Consider the following 23269-nt stretch of genomic DNA (forward strand, 5'->3'; position numbering starts at 1 on the left):
CCGCGTACAACCAGATGCAGGAGTTCTTCGGCGGCGCGCCGAACTACCTGCCACTGTTCCTGAACAAGTGGCAGGAGCTCAGCAAACTACCGGACTACCCACAACTGGGCGGAGTTCGTGACGCCACTGCGGGCGCCGCTGACCTATCTCTCCCAGTTCCAACCGGGCCTGTTCGACCGCATCCACCAGCCCCGATCCGCGGACTTCGTGCTGGCGTTCTCGTGGTTCGGCCAGGGCGTGCTCGACGACCCGCGGCGGGCGAACGCCACATCGGACATCGCTGCCGAGATCCACACCATGGACGGCAACCCGCCGAGGGCGTACCACGGCTGGTTCGCGTTCATGCGAGCCATGATCCTGCTCGGTATCGACGTGGACCGGTGGACGAGGATCGCGCCCGTGGTCGCGTTCGCGTGGGCCTTGCAATCCATCGCCAAGCCTCATCCGCGCGATCCGAATCCTGGCCTGCCCGCGGCCGTGGTCACTGAGCAGGCCGCGCGCTGGCTGCCACGGACCATCAAGCAACTGGACAAGGATTTCCAGTCAGCGCCCTACCCCCAGGGAATCGGCTAGCAGAGCGCCTTGTCGATGACGTCCTTGGCAGCCTTTACCCCGGCCACCGGGTCGCCGAACGTTCCCGGCAAAGCTGTCTGTGCCATCGCGGCTGCCCGGCCGGTGTCGGTCGCGGCCGCGATCGTCATGTAGCCGTGAATGCCGCCGCCATGTCCCCACGCGACACCGCCGCAACTCAATTCCTGAGACACCAGACCGAGTCCATAGTGGACGCCAGGCTGGCCTGCGTCGACCGTCTCACGCATCTCGGCCAGCTGCGCAGGCGGTAGCAGGGTTGGCAGCTTTCGGTAGAAAGTGGCCAGATCGGCCGGAGTGGACACCATCTGCCCGGCTGCCCAGGCCCACGACGGGTCCATCTCGGTAATGTCGATCACCGGCGACTTCGGGTCGCGCTCGTCGGTCAGGTGGTAACCGCGCGGATGCTTGCCGCGCAAACCCAGCTCGCCTTCAGCGGGCCAATACGTGTCGCGCAAACCAAGGCGGTCGATGACCCGCGAGGTGATCTGCTCCTCGACCGGCCGCCCGGTCACCTGCTGCACAAGCAACCCGGCAACAATGTAGTTCGTGTTGGTGTACTGGAACTTCGCGCCAGGTTCGAACTGAGCTGGCTGTGCCAGCGCGATGTCGAGCAGGTCGTGTGGCCGCAGGTAGCGGTTACGGACCTCCCCAATCCGGTCAAGCCCGATGCTTTCCGTGTACTCCGGCAAACCACTGGTGTGCTGCAACAATTGCCTTACAGTGATGCGCTTGTCCTTGACAGCAGGCACATACCGCTGCGCCGGGCCGTCAAGGGAAACCTTCCCCTCGGCGACCAGTTGCAGGATCACCACGGACACGAAAGCCTTGGCGTTACTCCCGATTCGGATATGCCCGTTCACCGGAACGTTCCTGCCCGCGACATAGGAGCGTAAGGTGCCATCGCGCTGAATCGCGGCCAACGCACCAGGCGCGTATCCCGAGTCAACGATCGGTTGCACGGGATTCCTGCCCGGTGCGGCAACCGCGAAGGACGCGGGAACCAGCAGTGCCACAGCCATCACAGCACCGACCAACGCACGTTTCATCACTTGTCCCCCTTGCAAAATGCCTTGTCCACAGTGGATACGACGCCCGCGTGCGCACGATCGGCGTTCGCCGGGTCGAACGTGCCCGGCAGCGCAGTCACCACGATCGACACCCGACGACCGTCCTCGGTCGCACCACCACGAGTCTCGAAACCAGGGATATCGCCACCATGACCCCAATACACGCCCCCGCAACTGAGCGGGATACGAGCCAACCCAAGCCCATAGCCCGATCCCGGGAACATGTCCGACGGAACCGTCTTCTGCATCTCAGACAACTGCGCGGCAGGCAGCAATCGGCCGTCCAGGAGCGCGGCGAAGAACGTCGAGAGGTCACGCGGCGTGGAGATCAGCTGCCCGGCGGCCCATCCCGCGGACGGATCCAACGAGGTCACGTCGATAACCGAGCCATCCTTGGCCAAGCCATATCCCTGTGGGTGCTGGCCACGGATGGTCTTGTCCCCCACACCCGGCCAGTACGTGTCCCGCAGGCCGATCTTGTCGATCACTCGCTTGGTGACCTGTTCGGCGACCGGGCGTCCGGTCACCCGCTCAATCACCATCCCGGCGAGAATGTAGTTGGTATTGCTGTACTCCCAGCGCTCCCCCGGCTGGAAATTCGCCGGATGCGCCAACGCGAGCTCGAGCAGCTGCCGTGGCTCGTAATAGCGGTTCCGGAACGCCTCGAAGTCCTCCAGCCCGATGTACGCGGTGTAGTTCGGCAACCCAGTGGTGTGCTGCAACAGCTGACGCACGGTGATCTTGCGACCATCAATGCCGTCCCCGCGCACCAAACCCGGCAGATAGGTCTCGACAGGCGCGTCCAACGCGATCTTGCCCTCGGCCACCAGCTGCAGAATCACCACGGCAACGAATGTCTTGGTGTTGCTCGCCGCCCGGACCCTGCCGTTCACCGGCGGCTTCCCAGGTTGGCCGCGTCGTGCCACCCCAGCGGTGTACGAAGTGGACTGTGTGACCAGGACGGCACCAGGGAACTTCTCGTTCTTGACCAAGTGCTCCAGGTCATTCGGCGGTGCCGCCGACGCGGTGGCCGCACCGGCCGCCACCCCGAAGGCCACGATCAGGCTCGCAAGCTTGATTGTCGTTTTCACGCCACAAACCCTGTCAGTCACGGGCAGTCACGCGCGATCGTGGAAAGTTGCCTATTCGTGGTGTAGGTGGCTCCACCCCTGCTAGTAGGTTGTTCGCACCCTGCCAATGTCGCCCATGGGAGTTCGGATGAGATCACGCCTGCTCGCCGCACTCGTGTCTGTGCTGTTAGCCGTCTCAGCCTGCGGTGCCCCGCCGCCCGCACCAGGCAAGATCAAGCTGGGGTTTTCCGCGTGGCCCGGCTGGATGCCGTGGCAGGTCGCCAAGGAGCGCGGCTTCTTCAAGATCAACGGCGTCGACGTTGATCTGCGGTACTTCGACAGCTACACCGACAGCCTCACCGCCTTGTCGACCGGGGCGATCGACGCGAACAGCCAGACCCTCAACGACACCATCGCCTCCGCCAGCAGCGGCGGGCGGCAGAAGATCGTGCTGGTCAACGACACCTCCACGGGCAACGACCAGATCATCGCCCGTGACGGCATCACCCGCGTCGCCGACCTCAAAGGCAAGAAGGTCGCCGTTGAGCCCGGCACGGTCGACCACTATCTGCTGTTGCTCGCGCTCAACCGGGCCAAACTCCACCAAGGTGACGTTCAGCTCGTCTCGACATTGACCGACTCCGCGGCAGCCGCCTTCGCCGCAGGTCACGTCGACGCGGTTGGGGCTTTCGCGCCGCATACGTCGATCGCGTTGTCCCGGCCGGGCAGTGGTCCGGTGACCAGTTCAGCGGACTTCCCGACCTCGATCCCTGACCTGCTTGTGGCCAGGGCAGACCTGGCTCGCAGCCGGCCGGACCTGGTGCAGCGCCTGGTCAATACGTGGTTCGAGACGCTCGCGTGGATCGAACGGAATCCGGACGAAGCCATCGAAATCATGGCCCGCGGGGCAGGCGTGGCCACTGTGGCCTATCGGGCGTATCAGCCAGGAACGACTTTCCTGACCAAGCAGGAAAACCAGTCCTTTTTCGGCACCAAGAGCTTGCAGCAACGGGCCGGTCAGGTCGCCGACTTCATGGTCGACGCCGGTCTGATACCCGCCCGGCCGTCCCTCGACGGGCTGTTCGACGACCAGTTCGTCAACGCACTGTAGGTCCGTGTCGCATTTCCGCTAGCGAGGTGCCCGGCCAGGGACGATGCTAGGACGCGTGGACGAGGAGACCTACGCGCGGGCGGTGCTGGCCAAAGACGCCCGCTTCGACGGCTGGTTCTACGCGGCAGTGACCACCACCGGCATCTACTGCAGACCCAGCTGCCCGGCGCAGCCGCCGAAGGTCGAGAACCTGCGCTTCTACCCAAGCGCGGCAGCTGCTCAGCAGGCCGGTTTCCGGGCATGTCGGCGCTGCAGGCCGGACGCCAGTCCAGGCTCGCCACACTGGAACGAACGCGCTGACCTGGTGGCGCGCGCGATGCGACTGATCGCGGACGGAGTGGTCGACCGGGACGGCATCCCGGGTCTGGCCGCGCAGCTCGGCTACAGCGTTCGCCAGGTCCAGCGGCAGCTCCAGGCGGAGCTGGGCGCGGGGCCGCTGGCCATCGCACGGGCGCAACGCGCACAGACCGCGCGCCTGCTGATCGAGACGACCGAGGTGCCGCTGGGCGATGTCGCGTTCGCCGCCGGATTCGCCAGCGTACGGACCTTCAACGACACCGTGCGTGAGGTCTTTGCCTTGACGCCCAGCGACTTGCGGGTACGTGCCCGCCGACACCAGCAGTCCGCGGCGCCCGGGACCTTGTCCCTGCGGTTGCCGTTTCGTCAGCCGCTCAGTGCCGACAACCTGTTCAGCCAGCTCGACGTCCTGCCCGGCGTTGAGGAATGGCGCGATGACACGTACCGTCGGACGCTGGATTTGCCACACGGCCACGGCATTGTGGCGCTGAGACCGCATCCTGACCACATCGACTGCCGGCTGACCCTGGCTGACCTGCGCGACCTTGCAACGGCCATCACCCGGTGCCGATGGCTGCTTGACCTCGATGCCGACCCGGTCGCCGTCGACGAGCTGCTGCGAGCCGACCCAGTGTTGCAACCGTTGGTGGACAAGGATCCTGGCCGTCGAGTGGCTCGGACCGTGTGCCCGGACGAGTTCGCTGTCCGAACCGTGGTCGGATCGGGTGAGCTGGTTGCCCAGGGCACTCCGGTGCCGGATCCGGTGGGCGGGCTCACCCACGTGTTTCCGAGTGCGATCACGTTGGCAGCGCTCGATATCGGTGGCGAACTCGTGCGAGCATTGGCCGATCGTTCACTCGATCTGGGAGTCGGCAGCGACTGGGTTCGGGTTCGGGCCCAACTCGCGGCGATGCCCGGTATCAGCGCCCTGCCTGTGGAGACGATCGCCAAGCGCGCCCTCGGCGATCCCGACGCCTTCAGCGCTGATGACCCCGTTGTCCAGCGGTTCGGCCTGGCACAGCAGGCGTCCGCATGGCGTCCGTGGCGTGCCTACGCGACCGAGTACCTGAGAGGCTGATGTCGCAAATCTGCCAGCCTCCTGCCCGTGGCCGAGCCATCCTCGAAGGCAGAGACCACAGAGGAGGAAGAAGATGGTACGTCCATTCCGGATCGACATCAGCGAGGAACAGCTCACGGATCTGCGGGATCGGCTGGCAAGGACCCGGTTCGCGCCCGCACTGTCCGGACAGGACTGGACGCTGGGCACGCCACCCGGTTATCTCGAAGAACTGGTGGAGTACTGGCACACGAAGTTCGACTGGCGCGCGGTCGAGGCACGGCTGAACGAGCTGCCTCAGTTCCTCACCGAGGTCGACGGCCAGACCGTCCACTTCGTACATGCCAAGGGCGTGGGGCCCAAGCCGTTGCCGCTGCTGTTCTCGCACGGCTGGCCTGGTTCGTTCTACGAGGTCACCAAGATCATCGGCCCGTTGACCGACCCGGCAGCGTACGGCGGAGACCCGGCCGACGCGTTCGACGTGGTCGCGCCCAGCCTGCCTGGCTTCGGCTTCTCCCCGCACCCTGGTACGCCCGGGATGAACCCGACGGCCATGGGAGCCTTGTTCGCCAAACTGATGACGGACGCCCTCGGCTATGCACGGTTCGGCGCGCAGGGTGGCGACTTCGGCGCACAGGTCACCAGCCGTCTCGCCCGCGACCACAGCGACCACGTCGTCGGGATCCACTTGAACCTCATGGGCGCGACGCCTGTGCTCGACGACACCCCGCTCACCGCAGCCGAGCAGGACTTCCTGGCCGCCGCTGACCACTTCTTCTCCGCGGAGGGCGCGTACGCCCAGATCCAGGGCACCAAACCGGCCACGCTGGGTGCCGGTCTTTCCGACTCACCCGCGGGCTTGGCCGCGTGGATCGTGGAGAAATTCCGTGCGTGGAGCGACAACGGCGGTGACCTCGAGTCGATCTTCAGCAAGGATGAACTGCTCACCGACATCACCCTCTACTGGCTGACCAACACGATCACCACGTCCGCCCGGCTGTACTACGAGACCATGCACACCGAGGGCATGCTCGGCCGCAACGTGCCCGGTTACGTCGACACGCCGACCGGCTTCGCCTCATTCGCCAAGGACAACTTCGTCCCGCCCCGGGAGTGGGTCGCGCGTGCGTACAACCTGCAGCGGTACACCCACTTCGACAAAGGCGGCCACTTCGCGGCGCTGGAACGACCGGGAGACCTGGTTAACGAGATCCGCGAGTTCTTCCGGCCGCTACGGTGACGCCAGGTACAACCCAGCACGCACGACAGCCGCGGCGGACCAGGCCTGCGGCACACACGCGTTCGGGTACGCCAACGGTTGATCGTCCAAAACCGCGTACAACTCAGGGGTGTGGCCGCCGAAGTGCTCGCTGCCTCGCAGAATCCCTTCAGCCAGCAGGGTTGCGAGCTCGTGTTTCCCTTCGGCGGCAAGGCCGACCATGGCGATCGCGGTGTCATGCGGCCAAACAGAGCCCCGGTGATAGCTGAACGGGTTGAACGTCGGACTGTCGGCGGTTGCGGTGCGTAGTCCGTACGGCGTCAGCATGTCCGGGCGGCTGAGACGGGCCGCGACCAGCTCGACCTCCTCGGCATCGAGCAGGCCCGTGCCCAGCAGGTGGCCCATGTTGGATGTCGCTCCGATTATGGGCTTCTTGTCGCCGTCCAAGGCGATCGCCGGATACCGGCCGGAGGCGTCCTGCACCCAGAAGGTCGCGCGGAACCGTTCTTTCAGCCGCTCGGCCCAGTCCATCCACTGTGGACTTCCGGTCAGTGCGGCCGCGGCGTAGGCGTATCCGTGGACCTCAGACAGGGCGATCGGGCCGGTCGGCTGACGGCCGTCCTGATGCAGGAACGCGTCGTGCGAGTCTTTCCAGCCGTGGTGGGTCAGCCCGCCGGACGCCGAGGGCAAGTACTCGATCAGGCCATCGCCGTCCGGATCGGCGTCCGGGCCGGTCAGCCACTCCATTGCCGCCGCCAGCTGGGGCCCGAACTGCGCGGCCAGCCCGGCTTCGTGCAGCAGGCAGATCCACAACGGTGTGGCGTCGATCGTGCCGTAGTAGCGCGAGGCCAGCTGCACCTGGCCGGTGTCGATCGGGCCTGGCCGCAGCTCGTGCGGGATCTTTCCCGGCTGCTCCTCGGAATCCGGGTCATGCCGGGTTCCCTGGCGTCGGGCGAGTGCACGGACAGTGCCCGCGGCGAGCTCGGTTCCCAACGGCAGCATCAGCCGGGCGGCCCAGATCGAGTCACGGCCGAAGAGCGTGAGATACCAGGGACTTCCTGCCGCCGCGTAGATGTCGTCGCCGTCAGCGAGCACCAACGCCCGCAGGTCTTCAAGGTTGGCGTCGGCGACGTCGTTCGCCGTTTTCGTCCACTTTGGACTAATACCCGGATTCGAAGCGAAATCCGCGGGATCTGGCGAGGCTTCGGCGTGTAGTGCAAGCCGCCATGTCTCCCCCGCGTTTAGGGAGACCTGCCAGGTCATTTCGGCGACGCCGCCACGGATCGCGACCTCGCCAGCCGGAGAAGCACGCAGCGTCACAGACTCCTGCCAGCGCAGACCTTCGCCGGTGACGTCAGGCGCGATCAACTCAGTGACACGACCGGCTTTCACCGCATCCACACCCGCGAAGTCCGTAGCCACGTACAGAGTCACGGTCAGTGTCCGGTTTCTGGCATCAAAGTTGGTTACTTCAAAACCTTCCATCAGGTTCGATGCCTCAAGCACGCGCGACCGCCGGACATGCAGCGTCGAATCCCGCCACTGCGCCCCGGAATCCCTTGCCACCGAGTGAAACGACGCTGTCCACGGGCTTTCCTGATGACGACCAACCGTCACCACGTCCGTATTCGCGATCGTCAGCTGGACACGAGCAAGCGCACGCTTGTCCCTGATGAACCATCCGGACGGCCCCGAACCGGACAGCTGCCCGTCTTTGTCCGACAGCACAAGGGAAGGCGCCTTCAGCACGGTGACGAGCGAGTGCAGGGATGTGCTCGGTCCGGTCACAAGTCCTCCCGCCGTACTTGACACGGGCGACTGCCGTCAGCGACAGTTACCCGTCCAATTTGACCGGTCAAATCGCGGACAGTATGCCAGCTGCCACGCTCAGCGACCAACAGTCTGGAGTGGACAGTGAGACAAGCGGTCACGCTTCGCCAGGTCGCGGCGCATGCCGGGGTGTCACGTCAGACAGTGTCGAACGTGCTCAACGCGCCACACCGGGTCGAGGAGATCACGCGGGTCAAAGTCCAGGCCGCGATCGAGGCGCTCGGCTACCAGCCGAATCGCACCGCGCGCAGCCTCGCGACCCGCCAGGCCGGGCTGATCGGCTACTGCCTCGCACGCCGTCCCGGCCGGAGCCTGTTCATGGATCCGTTCCTGCACGCGCTCACCGAGGCGATCGAGGGAACCGGCAGGCGAATGCTCGTGTTCACCGCACCGGACGGCGAGCAGGGCATCGCCACGTACGCCGATCTGATCGCCCAGCGAGCGGTTGACGCGTTCATCCTCTCCGACACCGTGCCCGACGACCCACGGCATTCCTGGCTGGCCAGCCGTGGCGTGCCGTTCGCGTCTTTCGGTCGTACGTGGCCTGAGCAGGGTGAACAGCCCGGGCCGTGGGTGGACGTGGATGGCGCGGGTGCGTGCGCCGAACTGGTTCGCAGGCTGCATTCGGCCGGGCACGACCAGATTGCCTTTGTCGGCTGGTGCGATCTCCTCGCCATGGGCGCCGGGAAGGACCGGCAGCGCGGATGGCAGGACGAATGCGCCCGGCTGGGCCTGTTGGAGCAGGCCGCGTACGCCGATTCCGACAGCATGGACGGCGCCGCAAGCGCCGCGGCGCAGCTGCTGGACGGAAGTACCCCGCCGACAGCGATCGTCGCGGCAAGTGACCTGCTCGCAGTGGGTGTCGTCGGCGAGCTCAGGCGCCGCAAGCTGCGTCCTGGACATGACGTGTGGGTGACCGGTTTCGACGACTCCGTGCTTGCCAGTTCGGTGGAAGGCGGCCTGACTTCGGTCAGCCAGCCGACAGCGGAGATCACATCGGCCCTGGTCAAGCGGCTTGACGCCGAGCAGGACCCGGCCGGTGTGCTGCTGGCCGGTCAGATCGTGTCCAGATGCAGTGCGCCAGTGGATTTGTGACCGACAAACTGGGATGGGAGACAAGCTGATGGCAGGGTCAACGAGGACCGGACTGCGCATGGCTGCCTTGGCCTGCGTTGCGCTTCTGGCCGCGTCGTGCGGCAGCGACAGCGGTTCAACGGGATCGACCGGCGGCACTGGCGCCGCTCCGGCACTCGAAGGACGTGGCGACATCACGCTCGTCACCGGCAAGGACACGTCCAACAACATGCAGCGGCTGACCGACGAGTGGAACAACGCGCACCCGACCGAGAAAGTGCGGATCGTCGAACTGCCGGAGTCCGCGGACGCCCAGCGCCAGCAGCTCGTGCAGAACGCGCAGGTGAAGTCGGACGCGTACACCATATTGACCCTTGACGTGGTCTGGACCGCGGAGTTCGCGGCCAACCGATGGGCCATCGAACTGCCGCGTGACCAGTTCGGCTTGGAGAACTTCCTCAAACCTGCCGTGGAAACCGGCGAATACCGCGGCAAGCTGTACGCGGTTCCGGTCTACTCCGACGCGGGATTGCTGTTCTACCGCAAGGACTTGCTGGACAAGGTAGGCCTGACGGCGCCGAAGACGTGGGATGAGCTGACCGCGGCCTGCCAGAAGGTCAAGGCGTTGCCCGAAGGCGCGAACATGAGCTGCTACACCGGGCAGTTCGAGAAGTACGAGGGCCTGACGGTCAACTTCGACGAGGCCGTGCACACCGCTGGCGGCGCGATCGTCAACGAAGCCGGGCAGCCCACTGTGGACACTCCGCAAGCCAAGGCCGGGCTGGACAAGCTCGTCGAGGGCTTCAAGAACGGCACCTTCCCGCAGAAGGCGATCACGTTCAAGGAAGAGGACGGCCGCCGCTCGTTCCAAGCCGGTGAGCTGATCTTCATGCGCCAATGGCCGTACCAGTGGGCGCTCGCGAACAAGACCGACGGTTCCTCGCAGGTCGCGGGCAAGTTCGACGTGGCTCCGCTGCCCGGCGTCGGCGCAGGCCCGGGTGCGGCCAGCCTCGGCGGGCACAACTTCGCGATCTCGGCGTTCGCCAAGAACAAGGCCACCGCGCTGGACTTCATCAAGTACTTCACCACCGACGCCGCCGAGCGGTCGAACCTGCTGGCCACCTCGCAGGCGCCGACCCGCGCCAACCTGTACGACGACCCTGAGCTGGTCAAACAGTTCCCGTACCTGCCGACGCTCAAGGAAGCGATCATGGCAGCCAAGCCGCGTCCGAAGGCCGTCCGGTACGGCGATGTCACCACCGCGATCCAGGAAGCGGCGTACGGGGCGATCACCGGAGCCAAGGACAGCGGCACAGCGCTGAAGGAACTGCAGACCAAGCTGCAGGATCTGCTCAAGTGACTCCGACGAGCCGGGGCAGCAGGGCGACGAGCGAAGCCGGACGGCTCGCCGCCCTGCTGCTCTCCCCCACGTTCGTCGTTCTGGGTCTGGTAGTCGGCTATCCGCTGGTGGCGGCACTGCGTGAGTCGCTGTACCGGACCGGGCAGACGATCGACGCGGACGGATTCGTCGTCCAGGGCGAGCAGTTCGTGGGTGTGGACAACTACGCGGCGATCTTCACCGGGGACGCGGCCGGCCGGTTCTGGAACGCCTTCGGCAACACCACTTTGTTCACGGTGGTGACGGTGACCGCCGAAATGATCATCGGTGTCGCGATGGCTTTGGTTATGCACCAGGCGTTACGCTGGCGAGGCATCGTGCGCGCGGGGATCCTGGTTCCGTGGGCGATTCCGACCGCGGTGTCCGCGATCCTGTGGCAGTGGATCTTCCAGGCCGACGGCGTGGCCAACGCGATCATCGGCAGCCAGGTGCTGTGGACGACCGAGGGCTGGCAGGCGAAGGTCGCGGTGATGATCGCGGATACGTGGAAAACCGCGCCGTTCATCGGTTTGCTCGTACTGGCGGGGTTGCAGATCATCCCTCGGGACATCTACGAAGCGGCCAGAGTGGACGGTGTGGGTCCGGTACGGCAGTTCTGGTCCATCACCCTTCCCCTTGTCCGACCGGTACTCGTCGTCGCGGTGTTGTTCCGAGTGCTGGACTCGTTGCGGATGTTCGACTTGCCGTTCGTCCTCATTGGAAACCGCAAGGAATCCGTTGAGACACTGACCATGCTGGCGTGGGATGAGGCAAGCAACCTCAGATTCGGGCCTGCGGCCGCGTATGCCACGGTGTTGTTCATCTATGTGGCGGTTGCCGCGCTCGTGTTCGTGAAACTGCTCGGGGCCGATGTCATTGGCGAGGCGCGAGAACGCACTCGAAAAGCGCCTCCTCGGTTGGCGAAGCCTGAGGTGGTGCACGCGTGAACACTCGTGTTGCGCTTCGATACGTTGGCCTCGCGGCGATTCTGTTGTACTGCCTCACGCCGTTCTACTGGATGCTGGCCTCCGCGTTCCGGCGCCCGTCGGACCAGTTCTCGCTTTCGCCGTTTCCGGCCCCGATCTCTGTCACGAACTTCGCCGCGGTGTTCGGTGTGGACGTCGGCTTCGGCCGTGCGCTGCTCAACAGCGTGGTGGTGGCTGGGATCGCCACAGTGTTGACACTGCTGATCGGACTCTCGGCGGCGTACGCGCTGGCGCGGCTTCGGTTCCGGTTCAAGAACGCGGTCGCCGCGATGATCATCGCGACTTCCATGTTCCCAGGGATCTCGTTGGTCGTGCCGTTGCTGAAGCTGTTCACGGACATCAACTGGATCAACACGTACCAGGCGATGATCGTGCCGAGTATGTCGTTCGCGCTGCCGTTGGCGGTGTGGAATCTCAACGCGTTCTTCCGGCAGATGCCAGGAGAACTCGAGGAAGCCGCGATGATCGACGGATGCACGCGGCTGCAGGCGTTCCGCAAGATCATCCTGCCGCTGGCCGCGCCCGGCGTGTTCACCACCGCGATCATCACCTTCATCACGGCGTGGAACGAGTTCATCATCGCGCTGTCGATGGTTAACGACAAGAACATGCAGACCGCGACCGTCGCCATTTCCCGGTTCACCGGCGCGTATGCGTTCGACCAGCCGTTTGGTACACAGATGGCGGCAGGCGTGGTCGTCACCGTCCCCTTGGTCATCCTCGTTCTGGTGTTCCAGCGACGGATCATCGCCGGGCTGACTGCCGGAGGTGTCAAGTGAAAACCTTGGTAGTAACGGCTTTGGTGGCTGCCCTGTTACCCGTGTCGACCGCGTCGGCCACTGTTTCGGATGAATTGTCGGAGACCGCCCGGCTCAGTGATCGGCGCGCGTTGGTCGCTGGAGATCGTGCGTTCACGATGGGTGACGAATCCGGCTTGTATCCGGCGACTGGCTGGCACATCCGTGGCGAGATGGGAGGTTTCTGGGCGCCGCCGGTGAAGCTACTGGATGGCGTGTGGTTCGCGGCGGACGGATCGTGGCTCGGGAAGGACATTCCCGCGATTCGGTATTCCCGCGGTCATGGGTATCAACGGTTTTCGTACGGCGGCGGTGGGATATCGGCGGAACGCGTGGAGTTCGTGCCTTCTGGGAGCCGGGCGACCGTGATCGGGCTGACTTTGCGGGCCGATCGCCGCCGTGACGTTCGGCTGGCCATGGACGCCCATTCTGAGTTGATGCCCGCTTATCCTTGGGGCTGGACGACTCCCAACGCGGGCACCAACGCTCCGGACTCCGGGTCTTTCGGGGATGGCGCATTGGTTTTCCAGGATCCCGTTGGCGCGGCAGCGGTTGGGGCTTCGGTGCGTCCTGTTGACCAAGCGCTAGGTCCTCACTACCGAGGCCCGCAGGATCCCGCTGTCATCTGCCCGGCCGATGGTCCTGCTCCCCCACGATGCGACGATTCCGCTTTTGGCAAGGGAACCGGCGGCCGGTTGACGTACTCACTCCAGCTGACCGCTGGCCGTCCGTCCACAGTCTGGTTCGCCGTCACCGGCGGTGACAACAGCGCCGAGGCACGGTCCTTGTTGGACAAGGTGTTACGTGATCCAGCAGGCAGTCTTCGTGAGACCGTCGCAGCGCGACGCGCGGCGGCTTCGTCCACGGTGGTCGACCTGCCGGGTGACCGGTTGTTGCAGCAGAGTATCGAGTGGAGCAAGCACAACCTGCTCGACTCGGTCCAGGAAGCCCGCGACGCGCGGATTCGTGATGTCAACGAGGGCAAGGACTATCCCGCACCTGTGGGTACCGTACCCAAGATGCGGTGGCTCGCCGCTGGATTCCCAGACTATCCCTGGCTTTTCGGGACAGATGGTGAATACACGGCCTACCCGGCCGTCGCGGCTGGCCAGTTCGACATTGTCCGCGATCACCTCCGAGCACTGCGCAATGTCAGTGACATGCTGAACAATCGCAGCGGCAAAGTGGTGCACGAAGTCGTGTCCACAGGAGACGTCTACTTCGGAAGCAACAAGTCCGCGGGTAACACTGACGAGACCGCCAAGTTCCCGAGCACAGTCGCGCTGGTCTGGCGCTGGACCGGTGACTCCCGATTCCGCGACGAGATGTACGACTTCACCGTCCGGAACATGCGTTATATCACCGAAACACTGGACAAGGACGGCGACGGCTGGCCTGAGGGCCTTGGCAACGTCGAACGCCAAGGCATGGGCGAGGAGAAGCTGGACAGTGCCGTGTACTTGATCCGCGGCCTGCGTGACCTCGCCGATCTGGCTGCCAGCAAGCATGATCAGGCGGTCGCCTCGTGGGCCGCTTCGAAGGCTTCCTCGTTGCTGAGCCGGTTCGAAGCGCAGTGGTGGGTCCCGCAGGGCGTCGGATACGCGGAGTCGATCGACGACCCAGCCGATCCTTCGAACGACAACAAGCCAGTGTTCCAACGGCACTGGACCGGAATCACACCGATGGAGGCAGGTCCGATCGCCTCAGCCGCGAGAGGCCACCAAGCGCTCGTGCAACGTTCCCGCGACTGCTACAACGGCGAATTCGGGACCTATCACACGGGCACCGGCCCAACCAGCGCCCCAGCTGGCAACCCCGGGCCGTCGTGCGATCCTCTTGTGTCCACTGTGGCAAGCGAACGAGCCACGTATTCCTTGAACACGGCCGTGATGGCGGTGGCGCTGGGCAACTTCGGCCTTTCCGCGCGGCGCTACACAACCGGCAACGCACGGATCCAACTCGATCCCGCGGTCTGGGAGACCCCGGGCGCCATGCCAGAGGTCGCGCCCTCACCCGATTTCAAGGCCAACATCGATCGGCCGTTCTACGACCGGTCCATGACGCTGCAGGCGTGGGGCACGTACGGCACGCTCTGGCCGGTCGTCAATCAGCAGCTCGGAGTTTCGCCGGACCTCGGCAACGGCCGCCTCGCTGTGATCCCGCAACTGCCGCCTGACCAGAACTCCATCAGCGGCAGGGACATCCGTGTCGGGGCCGGTTGCGTGGATGTCTCTGTATCGCGCAGCGGGAACGTGTTTCGCACTTCGGTACAGTCACGTTCGGTCTCCGCAGCACTGACTGTGGGCCTTGTCGTTCCTTCGCCGGTGTCCTCAGTGCTCCTGGACGGCAAGCCCGTCAAGTACTCGCTGGTTCAGACAACCCGCGGCACGGAGGTGCACGTGGCAATCGCTGCCACCTCAGCCCGCGTGGAAGTTCGGACGCGATAGCAGGTGGGGCCGCTCCCCCTCGGATACGGCCCCACCCTGTTCAACTCAGGCGGCCTTGAAGCTCTTGCCGACGAAGTTGAAGCTGCGCAGCTCGGTCGACGGGTACGCCCGCTTGACGCCCGAGCAGTCCGAGGTCTCGAACACGTAGATGTCGGTGGGCGTCTGGTTGGACACCGAACCCGCACCGAACGGGATTGCCGTGCAGCCCGCGGGAACCGCGGCGTAGTTCTTCTCGACCCCGGTCAGCACACCCGACCAGAAGTTCAAGCCCTTCGGCAGCTCGGACGCGGCGGCAGGGGCCTGCAGGGCAGCGGTCATCGCACCCGCGACAGCAAGGGTCGACGCGATCTTGATGGCGGTTTTCCGCAAGGGGATCTCCTCAATACGACGAACAGGAAATAACGGCGGCACAACGCAACCATCTTTGTTGAACGATCAAATGTCAACAACCATGCCTATATAGCAGCCATTCGCACGAACGCAATGGCACAATCTTGCCACGATGCCCAGGGGCATTGAACCGCTCGCTCAACTGTCCACTGAAGACAGTTCCCGGCGAGCTTCCAGTCCGATGTAGACGGTATGTTTTGGCCGGTGACCGACTTGCCGCACTCGATCATGAGTGAGGTCCAGGCTGTCACACACCCATTGCCAGGCAACCTCATTGAACGTGATACAACAAGTATCGCCTGTGGCGCAAGCGAACTACCACCTGATAGAAGCCGGGTGCGCAGACCGCACACGCGACCGGATGGAATGCCGCGAAGGCCACCCTCGCGGCGCTCAACGCGCCAAAACCGGCCCTCGCGGCACCAAGACCCGGCACCCGCGACCGTTGCGCGCCCAGAAAACCTTGGCCAGCGATCTGCTGCTGTCCACCAGCCGATTTCTCACCAAACAGGAGGTGTCCGACGACCTGCGTGCGACGTTCCGCCAAGGCGGACGCGTTCTACCGCGACCGCTGGAGCCACGACAAGGTCGTCCCGTCGACACACGGGGTCAACTGCACCGGCTCGTGCCGGTGGAACGTGTACGTCAAGGACGGCATCATCACCTGGGAATCGTCGCGCTCGGCTTGTTACACACCCCGCTTCAGCTGCGATTGATCATGCTGAGCGTCGCCGTGCTCACCCTGCTCGGCCGACTCAGCAACCGGCTCGGCGGGTTCATCGCAACGCGGCGACAACGTGGTTCGCGGTATCCACACTCGACTGTGGGTTCTGGCCGGTGATCAGGGTGCCGTCCGCGACCACTGTGTCCGACCAAGGCGCACCGACTTCGACAATCGCCCCGAGTTCCCGCAACCTGGTCTCAAGGAAGTACGGAGTCTTCTCCCCCGTACCACCCTTGAGCTCCTCAGTATCGCTGAACACGGTCGGCCGCTTACCCACAAATGCGAACTCGCCATCCACAGCCGTGCTCAAAAGTGCGGCTTGGCCATGGCACAGAGAACCGACAATCTTGCCCTGGTCAACCGCGGCCCGTAGCAGCCTCGCCACGTCCTTGTCCTCCGCGAGATCGGTCATCGGCCCGTGGCCACCTGGGAAGTAGATGGCATCGTAGTCGCCGAACGACACCTCCCTGAGCACCAACGGCTTGGCGAGGGCGTCGGCGATGCTGTCGAGGTACTCGTCGAATGGTGCGACCAGGCTGCCCTTGTCGGGCGTCGCCCGCACACCGCCAGGTGTGGCGAAGTCGACATCGACGCCAGCCTCGACGAAGACCTTGTGCGACGCCGCGACCTCCTCGGCCCAGAACCCAGTGGGATGCACGGAACCGTCTGTCAGCACAAGCGAGTCAGCGCCGGTGATGACCATGAGGACCCTTGCCATGAATGTCGTCCTTTCCTCGACTGGTGATCACGACAACGGCCATTCCACCAGAAGTAATCCACCCACGCTCAACCGAACCCGGAGCGAAGCGACCGGATACCTGCACGAAGGGCGCGCGGTCAAGGATGGCCAAAGCAAAGCCGGGTGCCCACGAAACAACCCAGCTGGAAGCAGCAAACCCGCAAGCAGCGGTCAACACGCTGTGCCGCAATGGTGGACACACCGTTCAGCAACGGCGGACACGGTCTTCAGCAACGGTGGACACGGTGTTCAGGAATGGTGGACACGGGGTGTTGTTGGGTGGGGTGTGAGGCCTAGTTGGGTCATCAGGAATGTCAGGATTTCGGCGCGGGTTTCGGCTGCGATCGTTGGGTTGAGGCTGCCGTGGCCGACGTCCGGCCAGATTCTCAGCAGTACTGGGTTGTTGCTGGTTGTGGCGTGCTGCAGGGCTGCGGTGAACTTTCGGCCTTGGAAGGGTGGGCAGCCGATGTCGTGCTCGCCGATGACCTGCAAGACTGCCGGATAGGACACTCCCGGTTGGACATTCTGGTACGGCGAGTACGAAGCAAGGGTCTTGGCGTCTTCCTCTGGGGAGCCATAGTCCTTGGCGTACACCGCGAGGATAGCGTCCGCGCCCTCCACTCCGGACAGTGGTTCCAGGACGTCGAGCACCGGGACCTGTGCCACGATCGCCTGCCATAGGTCGGGCTGTTGCACGGCCGCGACACCCGCGAGCAGGCCACCGTTGGAAGCCCCATGGAAGGCCAGTGAGCTGGCAATGCCGCGCGCCCGCAGGTCCTCGGCGACGGCACGCAGGTCGTCGAAGACGTTCTGTTTGTCCTGCCGTCGCCCGGATTCATACCATTCGCGGCCGTATTCGCTGCCGCCTCGGAGGTTCGCGCGGACATAGATCCCGCCAGCTTCGATGAACGGCAGAGTGTTGCCGAGAAAGACCGGCAGCCACGGGATGTTGAACCCACCATAGGCGTTCACCAAGGTCGGCCGTGGCATCTCGACACCGGCTTTGGCAATGACGAAGTACGGGACCTGCGTGCCATCCCCCGAAGTGGCGAAGTGTTGCGTGACTTCGATGCCATGCAGGCTCGGCCCTTCTGAGAGCACGGCAAGATCGACCGCGCGGACATCAAGGCAATACACCGTGTCAGCTGAGGTAAAAGTGTTGGCAGCGAAGATGAACGAGTCCGATCGCGGCCGCACCCGATCAAGCACAAGGCCAAAAGACGCACTAGCGGGCGGCAGCGGCGCGGTGCCCACGAACGTGCCGTCGAGTTCGTGCACGCTGATGTCCAACGAAACGTCCCGCAAGGCCGAGATGACCAGCCGACCATCCACAATGTCCAATGCGCGTAGAACTCGGTCACCAGCTGGAATGATCTCACGCCAGGTGGCACGGTCGGTGGATGTCGCCGCAGGGATCGCGACTACGCGCCCTCGTGGTGTGTCGGTCACGATCGCCAGATAGGTGTCGTCGTCCAGCCACGCACCGTGGAGTTCCTCACCAAAATCAGGTGGTGTGAAACGTCGCCATTGGCCTGTCGACAGATCCCCGATCACCGAAGCCGTGTACTCATGCGGGACCGTCACCCCAAGCACATACCGACCGGATGGCGAGACCTGTGGCGTCAACCCGAGCGCAGTCGGTGACACATTGTCAAACGAGAACACAGCTTCCGGCCGTTCCGCCGCGGTCACCGAGACAAAGCGGAGTGCGTGCATTCCTTCCGGTGTACGGCCGCTCAGGAAGAAACCCGTCCCATCCGGCAGCCAGTCGACGCGGAGCATGTTGCCCTGCATGGTCGGCGCGGCCACGTCAAGCAAGCGTCCTGTTTCCACCTCGACCACGCCGTACTGGCCGAAAGCTTCGCCACCTGCAGAGTGACTGAACGCCACCAAGCGCCCGTCAGGCGACGGAATCACGTAAATGAAGGTCGTTGGACGCTCATCCCCGCGCCTGGCAGTCATTTCCGCGGCGTCGACGAGCACCCGACCGGGACCGTCCAGCGAATCGGAGACGAGAAGTGCCTGCGCCGGACCATTGCGTCCTAACCAGAACCATCGCCCGCCCGCAGCAACACGAACACCTAGCAGGCTGTCCACGCTCGACGGCATGGCGCGCAACGACTCCAGCACGACCTCGAAGTTCGGCGACTCGCGGATCGTGCGAACAGCCCGCGCCACCTGACGGTCCTGCCATTCGCGTACCTCGTCGGAGGAGTCCCGCAGCCAATCGTACGGGTCCTCAAAGGTCACGCCGCCAATCGTCTTGCTGACCGGTCGCCGAGGAGTCACGTCAACCCTTCCACTTGAGATGCTGTCATCATTCGCATGATGTCATCATCTCAAATACCACGCAAGGCGGCTTACCGTTCCGCGACCAAGCTCTCCCGGTGCTGCCGCGGACTCACGCCACGGACCCGCTTGAACGCCGCACTGAGCGCGAAACTGCTGCCATAACCGACTTTCCGGGCAACCGAACCAACCGTCGCATCGGGTTCCTGCAACAAGTCAGCAGCCAGGACCAGCCGCCAGTCGGTCAAGAACGCCATCGGTGATTCGCCGACGAGCTCGGTGAACCGGCGCGCGAACGTGGCCCTGGAAACCCCCGTCGCATCCGCGAGACTGGCGACCGTCCATGGCTGCGCGGGGTCGTTGTAGATCATCCGCAACGCGGCACCCACCACCGGATCGCCGTGTGCGCGATACCAAGCTGGCGTTTCGGCTTCCGCACGGGCGAACCACGCTCGCAACACCGTGATCAGCACCAGATCAAGTAGCCGGTCAAGCACGACAGACTGGCCCGGTTCGTCCTTGACGATCTCGTCGGCCAGAACCGGGATGATCGGCGAGTCCCACGTCCCCGCCGGCACGATCATCATGGGCGGCAACGCGTCCAGCAGCCGCCTACTCACCTCGCCGGATATCTGGTACGTCCCGATCAGCATCATCGTGCCGCTGTCGACGCTGTCGCCCCACGTGCGGATGCCCAGCCCCAGTTTCTCCGCCAACGGCTCACCCCACAGCGTCACGCAGTGGTCTCCCGGCAGGATGACGACCTGCGGCGGCGTGGCCGGATCGTCGGCGAGGACATACGGCGCCGGACCTCGCGCGATCACGACATCGCCGACATTCATCCGCATCGGCGCAGCGTCGCCCAGCATCACCCATCCACCGCCGCGCATCATCGTGACCAGCGCGAGTGTCGCTTCGTCCTTGACGTGAATGCCCCATGGCGGATCGAGCACGACCTTCAGCAGGAACGCGCCTCGGGCGCGCGGACCGTCCAGGAGATTCGCGAGTGCGTCCACACGGCCAGATTAGACGCATGATTATGGAAACGAGCTTCTCAACCATGGTTCGTCTCACGAAGATCACGTGTACTTGGGCCATGACAACGAAACCAATCCTGATTCTCGGCGGCACCGGCAAGACCGGCGGCCGCATCGCCAGCCGTCTCACCGCCATGGACGTACCGATCCGGATCGGCTCGCGATCGGCGCCGGTGCCGTTCCTCTGGGAGGACGAGACCACGTGGGCGCCGGTCCTCAACGACGTCAAGGCGGTCTACATCGCCTACTACCCGGACATCGGCGCGCCCGGCGCGTCGGCCAAGATCGCCTCGTTCACGCAGCTCGCCGTCTCGATGGACGTCACCAGGATCGTGCTGTTGTCCGGCCGTGGCGAGGACGAAGCCGAACGCAGTGAGCAGGAGCTCCAGAAATCCGGCGCGGACTGGACGATCCTGCGGTGCAACTGGTTCGCGCAGAACTTCAGCGAAGGCATCACGTACGACCAGGTCATCCGCGGCGAAGTGCAACTGCCAGGTGGCAGCGTGCCCGAGCCGTTCGTCGACATCGAGGACATCGCCGACGTCGCCGTGGCCGCGCTGACCGAGCCTGGTCACGAGGGCGAGCTGTACGAACTGAGCGGTCCGACCGCGTTGACGTTCGCTGAGGCTGTCTCGGAGATCGCGGCCGCGTCCGGCCGTGACGTCCGCTACCGGCAGATCTCGGTCGAGGAGTTCTCCACGGCCCTTGCCGCCGAGATCGACGAGCCGGACTACATCGAGTTCTTGACCTATCTGTTCACCGACATACTGGACGGGCGCAACGCCAAGCCGACCGACGGCGTGTTCAAGGCCATCGGCCGGCGGGCGCGCTCCTTTCGTGACTACGCCAAAACCACTGCGGCCACTGGGGTGTGGGCCGTCAGCGAATGAAGTTCGCGATCGCGTCGGCGAAGTCGTCCGGCTGCTCGATGTGTCCGAAGTGGCCACTGTCAGCGAGTGCGACCAATGTGGAATCCGGGATCTTGTCGTGCAGCTCGCGCGCCCATCGCGGACCACAGATGAAGTCGTAGAGGCCGACGATCACCAAGGCAGGAACGGAAAGCATACCGAGCACAGCTCGATCGTCGATCATTTCCGGAACCAGGTCATCGTCCAAACCGGACACGTGGCGACCGGTCACCGCGGCCCGTATCGCCACGAGATCCGCCTCCTTGGCCCAGTAGTTCTTGAAGTAGACGGGAAGCAGCGTGCGGATGGTCCGCGTGGTCGACTCGTCGTCCTTGAGCGTCGGCACCGCCTGCCATGCCTTCAGGATCTCCGGCAGTTCCGGGTGGCCCGCGTACCTTGCGGTGAACTCGTCGAACTTGCTCTGGGCCTCGGTGAACAGTTCAGGCCCGGTGACCGGTGAGGTGTCGTACAGGATGACCCCGGCGAGATTCTGCGGGCGGGTCAACGCGTAGTGCTGGGCCACGAAGCCACCGGCCGAGTGGCCCATCAGGTACACCTGCTGCTCGCCGAGGTCGTCGATCACGGCGTCGACCGCCTTGGCGTACCGCTCGCGTGTGTAGCCGTGCGGGTGGTTCGGCAACTGGTCGGCGCCGGGCGTGCCAACAGGCTCGATGTATACGGCTGTCACGTGCTTCTCGACCTCCGGCATCCGCAGGTACTCCCACGCGATGCCGGGACCGCCCGAGTGCATCAGGCACACCGGGCCCTGGCCGTGCACGTGGTAGCGCTGGACAGTGCCGTCGATCTGGATGGTGTGTGTCGTCATGCCCGCAAGATGCAGCCGTTGTCGGGAAGTTCGATTTCTACGCTGTGACCGTGGTCACAGGGTGGATCAGCCGGATTCGGCTTGGCCTGCCGTCCTCCAACGTCATCAGCCACACGACCGCGGGTGGGCAGTGGAACGGGTCGTCCGGCGGATTGATCATGTCCATTTCCCAGATGGTGACGTCCTTGCTGGCCACCGTGTGCCGCATGCGCTGTCGCACGCCGTCCGCGAGATCGCCGTCCATGCCTCGGATGACGAAGTCGGCGCCACCGCGCAGCGGCCCAGAGCTCAGCTCCATGCGAGGTGACCATCCGGCGACGACCTCGGCGAACCTGCCTTTTTCGGCCGCTTCGAGGGTCTCGATCCCCTCGTTGCGGCGCTGCACGGTCAGCTTCGCGGCATCGTCGTGCGCCTGCTCCGCCGTGTTCTGCAACGCCGCCGCCAGCTTGGCGCTTGCCTGGTTGAGCCGACTCCGCACGGTCCCGACCGGCACCTCACAGGCCGCAGCGATCTGGTCGTAGGACGTCACTCCGGTGAAATGCCTGAGCATCAACGGAAGCCGCAGTTTCGGGGACAGTTCCCCCATCGCGTGCCAGATCCAGTCCCGCAACGCGTGCTGCTCGATAACTTTGTCCGGCCCCGCGTCACCGGCTCGCAGGTCTGCACCATCGAACGGGATTTCCTGCGGGCGACGCAGCCGCATCCGGCACTCGTTGCGAACAATCATTTTCAGCCATGGACCGATGGCTGCCGGATCCCGCAGATCGCCGATGCGCCGCAATGCGATCAGGGACGCGTCCTGGATGACGTCGTCAACGTCCGGGCCGTAGCCGAGAATGCTCAACGCGACCGCGCGCATGCCCGCTTCGTGCCGGGCAAGCAGCAGTCCGAGAGCTTCGACGGTGCCCCGCTTGGCGCTGAACACAAGCTCCACATCAGACGGTACGACGATCACACATCCACTCTAACTCGTTCAGGGCGGCCCAACATGGCCAGATCCGGCCGCCCCGACGCTTACCACCAACCGTCGCAGCGGTTGGCGAGCCAGTCGCAGAGCCTGAAATGGATCTTCTTGACACATCCTGGTAGCTGCCTGAGTAGGCGGAGTTCTTGACAACCCCGGCCTCCGATCGCTGCAGATACGTCTGCGACGGCAGCGAAGACGGACCATTGGTCCACCACTTACCGTCATAGTCGTTGCCGTCCCAGTTCCACGACTTGCACAGCGGAAGCGATCCGCCCGCGGGCCCGCCGAGGTTGCCGCACTGCTGAGCGGCCGCGGCGGGCGACGCGACCATGATTCCGGCGCTGACCACAGTGGCCGCGACAACACCGATCTTTTTCACGAAAGGCACAATTCCCCCAATGGGATTCCGGTGAACGGCGGAACCGTAGCCACGACGCATCAAGAAGCCGTGCAAATTTGACGTCG

Annotated in this window: 20 protein-coding genes and 1 pseudogene; 11 read left to right on the plus strand and 10 right to left on the minus strand. The window is 64.6% G+C overall.

Annotated elements, in window-relative coordinates; translation table 11 throughout:
• The first annotated feature begins 117 nt into the window (after positions 1-117).
• Positions 118-573 (plus strand): hypothetical protein, encoded by a 456-nt coding sequence (locus tag LWC34_RS15465; RefSeq protein WP_233725756.1) that lies wholly within the window; start codon positions 118-120, stop codon positions 571-573.
• Here LWC34_RS15465 and LWC34_RS15470 read toward each other — a convergent pair.
• Together LWC34_RS15470 and LWC34_RS15475 are read right to left on the minus strand one after the other, a co-directional pair.
• Positions 570-1637: a serine hydrolase domain-containing protein gene (locus LWC34_RS15470; RefSeq protein ID WP_233725757.1), complete on the minus strand. Its 1068-nt coding sequence runs from the start codon at positions 1635-1637 to the stop codon at positions 570-572. The two genes, LWC34_RS15465 and LWC34_RS15470, sit on opposite strands and share 4 nt — an antisense overlap.
• Positions 1637-2749, minus strand: coding sequence for a serine hydrolase domain-containing protein (locus tag LWC34_RS15475; protein WP_233725758.1), 1113 nt, complete (start codon positions 2747-2749; stop codon positions 1637-1639). The genes LWC34_RS15470 and LWC34_RS15475 overlap by 1 nt, the downstream gene beginning before the upstream one ends.
• A gap of 127 nt (positions 2750-2876) precedes the next feature.
• On the opposite strand from LWC34_RS15475, the gene LWC34_RS15480 reads away from it, so the two are divergent.
• From LWC34_RS15480 to LWC34_RS15490, 3 genes are all read left to right on the plus strand, one after another.
• Entirely contained in the window at positions 2877-3839 is a 963-nt protein-coding gene (locus LWC34_RS15480) for an ABC transporter substrate-binding protein (RefSeq protein WP_233725759.1), read from the plus strand.
• A gap of 43 nt (positions 3840-3882) precedes the next feature.
• Entirely contained in the window at positions 3883-5214 is a 1332-nt protein-coding gene (locus LWC34_RS15485) for a bifunctional transcriptional activator/DNA repair enzyme AdaA (RefSeq protein WP_233725760.1), read from the plus strand.
• 73 nt (positions 5215-5287) lie between these two features.
• Positions 5288-6433, plus strand: coding sequence for an epoxide hydrolase family protein (locus tag LWC34_RS15490; RefSeq protein ID WP_233725761.1), 1146 nt, complete (start codon positions 5288-5290; stop codon positions 6431-6433).
• On the opposite strand, the gene LWC34_RS15495 is transcribed toward LWC34_RS15490, so the two are convergent.
• Positions 6425-8200 (minus strand): glycogen debranching N-terminal domain-containing protein, encoded by a 1776-nt coding sequence (locus LWC34_RS15495; RefSeq protein ID WP_233725762.1) that lies wholly within the window; start codon positions 8198-8200, stop codon positions 6425-6427. The genes LWC34_RS15490 and LWC34_RS15495 overlap by 9 nt on opposite strands.
• A 126-nt stretch (positions 8201-8326) precedes the next feature.
• Here LWC34_RS15495 and LWC34_RS15500 point away from each other — a divergent pair, with 126 nt between their 5' ends.
• Genes LWC34_RS15500 through LWC34_RS15520 form a run of 5 tightly spaced genes read left to right on the plus strand, consistent with a single transcriptional unit; the run spans position 8327 to position 14924 of the window.
• Positions 8327-9337, plus strand: a complete 1011-nt coding sequence (locus LWC34_RS15500) for a LacI family DNA-binding transcriptional regulator (RefSeq protein ID WP_233725763.1) — start codon at positions 8327-8329, stop codon at positions 9335-9337.
• A 58-nt stretch (positions 9338-9395) separates the two neighbouring features.
• A complete protein-coding gene (locus LWC34_RS15505) occupies positions 9396-10676 on the plus strand; it encodes an ABC transporter substrate-binding protein (protein ID WP_233725764.1) in 1281 nt (426 codons plus the stop codon).
• Positions 10673-11641: a carbohydrate ABC transporter permease gene (locus tag LWC34_RS15510; protein ID WP_233725765.1), complete on the plus strand. Its 969-nt coding sequence runs from the start codon at positions 10673-10675 to the stop codon at positions 11639-11641. Before LWC34_RS15505 ends, LWC34_RS15510 begins: the two co-directional genes overlap by 4 nt.
• Complete coding sequence (locus LWC34_RS15515) at positions 11638-12459, plus strand: carbohydrate ABC transporter permease (RefSeq protein WP_233725766.1); 822 nt, start codon at positions 11638-11640, stop codon at positions 12457-12459. Before LWC34_RS15510 ends, LWC34_RS15515 begins: the two co-directional genes overlap by 4 nt.
• Positions 12456-14924, plus strand: coding sequence for a glucosidase family protein (locus tag LWC34_RS15520; RefSeq protein WP_233725767.1), 2469 nt, complete (start codon positions 12456-12458; stop codon positions 14922-14924). The genes LWC34_RS15515 and LWC34_RS15520 overlap by 4 nt, the downstream gene beginning before the upstream one ends.
• Positions 14925-14969: 45 nt before the next feature.
• Here LWC34_RS15520 and LWC34_RS15525 read toward each other — a convergent pair whose 3' ends face one another.
• The gene (locus LWC34_RS15525; protein WP_233725768.1) at positions 14970-15293 is read right to left on the minus strand and encodes a hypothetical protein; all 324 of its coding nucleotides are present in this window, start codon (positions 15291-15293) and stop codon (positions 14970-14972) included.
• Between the two features lie 382 nt (positions 15294-15675).
• On the opposite strand from LWC34_RS15525, the pseudogene LWC34_RS15530 reads away from it, so the two are divergent.
• Positions 15676-15988: pseudogene (locus tag LWC34_RS15530) on the plus strand (hypothetical protein); the annotation flags it as partial.
• A gap of 102 nt (positions 15989-16090) precedes the next feature.
• Here LWC34_RS15530 and LWC34_RS15535 read toward each other — a convergent pair.
• From LWC34_RS15535 to LWC34_RS15545, 3 genes are all read right to left on the minus strand, one after another.
• Positions 16091-16756, minus strand: a complete 666-nt coding sequence (locus LWC34_RS15535) for a type 1 glutamine amidotransferase domain-containing protein (RefSeq protein WP_233725769.1) — start codon at positions 16754-16756, stop codon at positions 16091-16093.
• A gap of 270 nt (positions 16757-17026) precedes the next feature.
• Positions 17027-19066, minus strand: coding sequence for a prolyl oligopeptidase family serine peptidase (locus LWC34_RS58055; protein ID WP_308200046.1), 2040 nt, complete (start codon positions 19064-19066; stop codon positions 17027-17029).
• Positions 19067-19137: 71 nt separating this feature from the next.
• Positions 19138-20082 (minus strand): AraC family transcriptional regulator, encoded by a 945-nt coding sequence (locus LWC34_RS15545; protein ID WP_233725771.1) that lies wholly within the window; start codon positions 20080-20082, stop codon positions 19138-19140.
• 80 nt (positions 20083-20162) lie between these two features.
• Between LWC34_RS15545 and LWC34_RS15550 the strand changes: the two genes are divergently transcribed.
• Entirely contained in the window at positions 20163-20993 is an 831-nt protein-coding gene (locus LWC34_RS15550) for an NAD(P)H-binding protein (protein WP_233725772.1), read from the plus strand.
• On the opposite strand, the gene LWC34_RS15555 is transcribed toward LWC34_RS15550, so the two are convergent.
• The 3 genes from LWC34_RS15555 to LWC34_RS15565 are packed head-to-tail and all read right to left on the minus strand — an operon-like array spanning position 20983 to position 23183.
• Positions 20983-21837: an alpha/beta fold hydrolase gene (locus LWC34_RS15555; protein WP_233725773.1), complete on the minus strand. Its 855-nt coding sequence runs from the start codon at positions 21835-21837 to the stop codon at positions 20983-20985. The genes LWC34_RS15550 and LWC34_RS15555 overlap by 11 nt on opposite strands.
• A 37-nt stretch (positions 21838-21874) precedes the next feature.
• Entirely contained in the window at positions 21875-22792 is a 918-nt protein-coding gene (locus tag LWC34_RS15560) for an RNA polymerase sigma factor (RefSeq protein ID WP_233725774.1), read from the minus strand.
• Positions 22773-23183: a hypothetical protein gene (locus LWC34_RS15565; RefSeq protein ID WP_233725775.1), complete on the minus strand. Its 411-nt coding sequence runs from the start codon at positions 23181-23183 to the stop codon at positions 22773-22775. The genes LWC34_RS15560 and LWC34_RS15565 overlap by 20 nt, the downstream gene beginning before the upstream one ends.
• Positions 23184-23269 lie beyond the last annotated feature (86 nt).

The sequence above is a fragment of the Kibdelosporangium philippinense genome, from assembly GCF_021390435.2.
Classification (GTDB): domain Bacteria; phylum Actinomycetota; class Actinomycetes; order Mycobacteriales; family Pseudonocardiaceae; genus Kibdelosporangium; species Kibdelosporangium philippinense.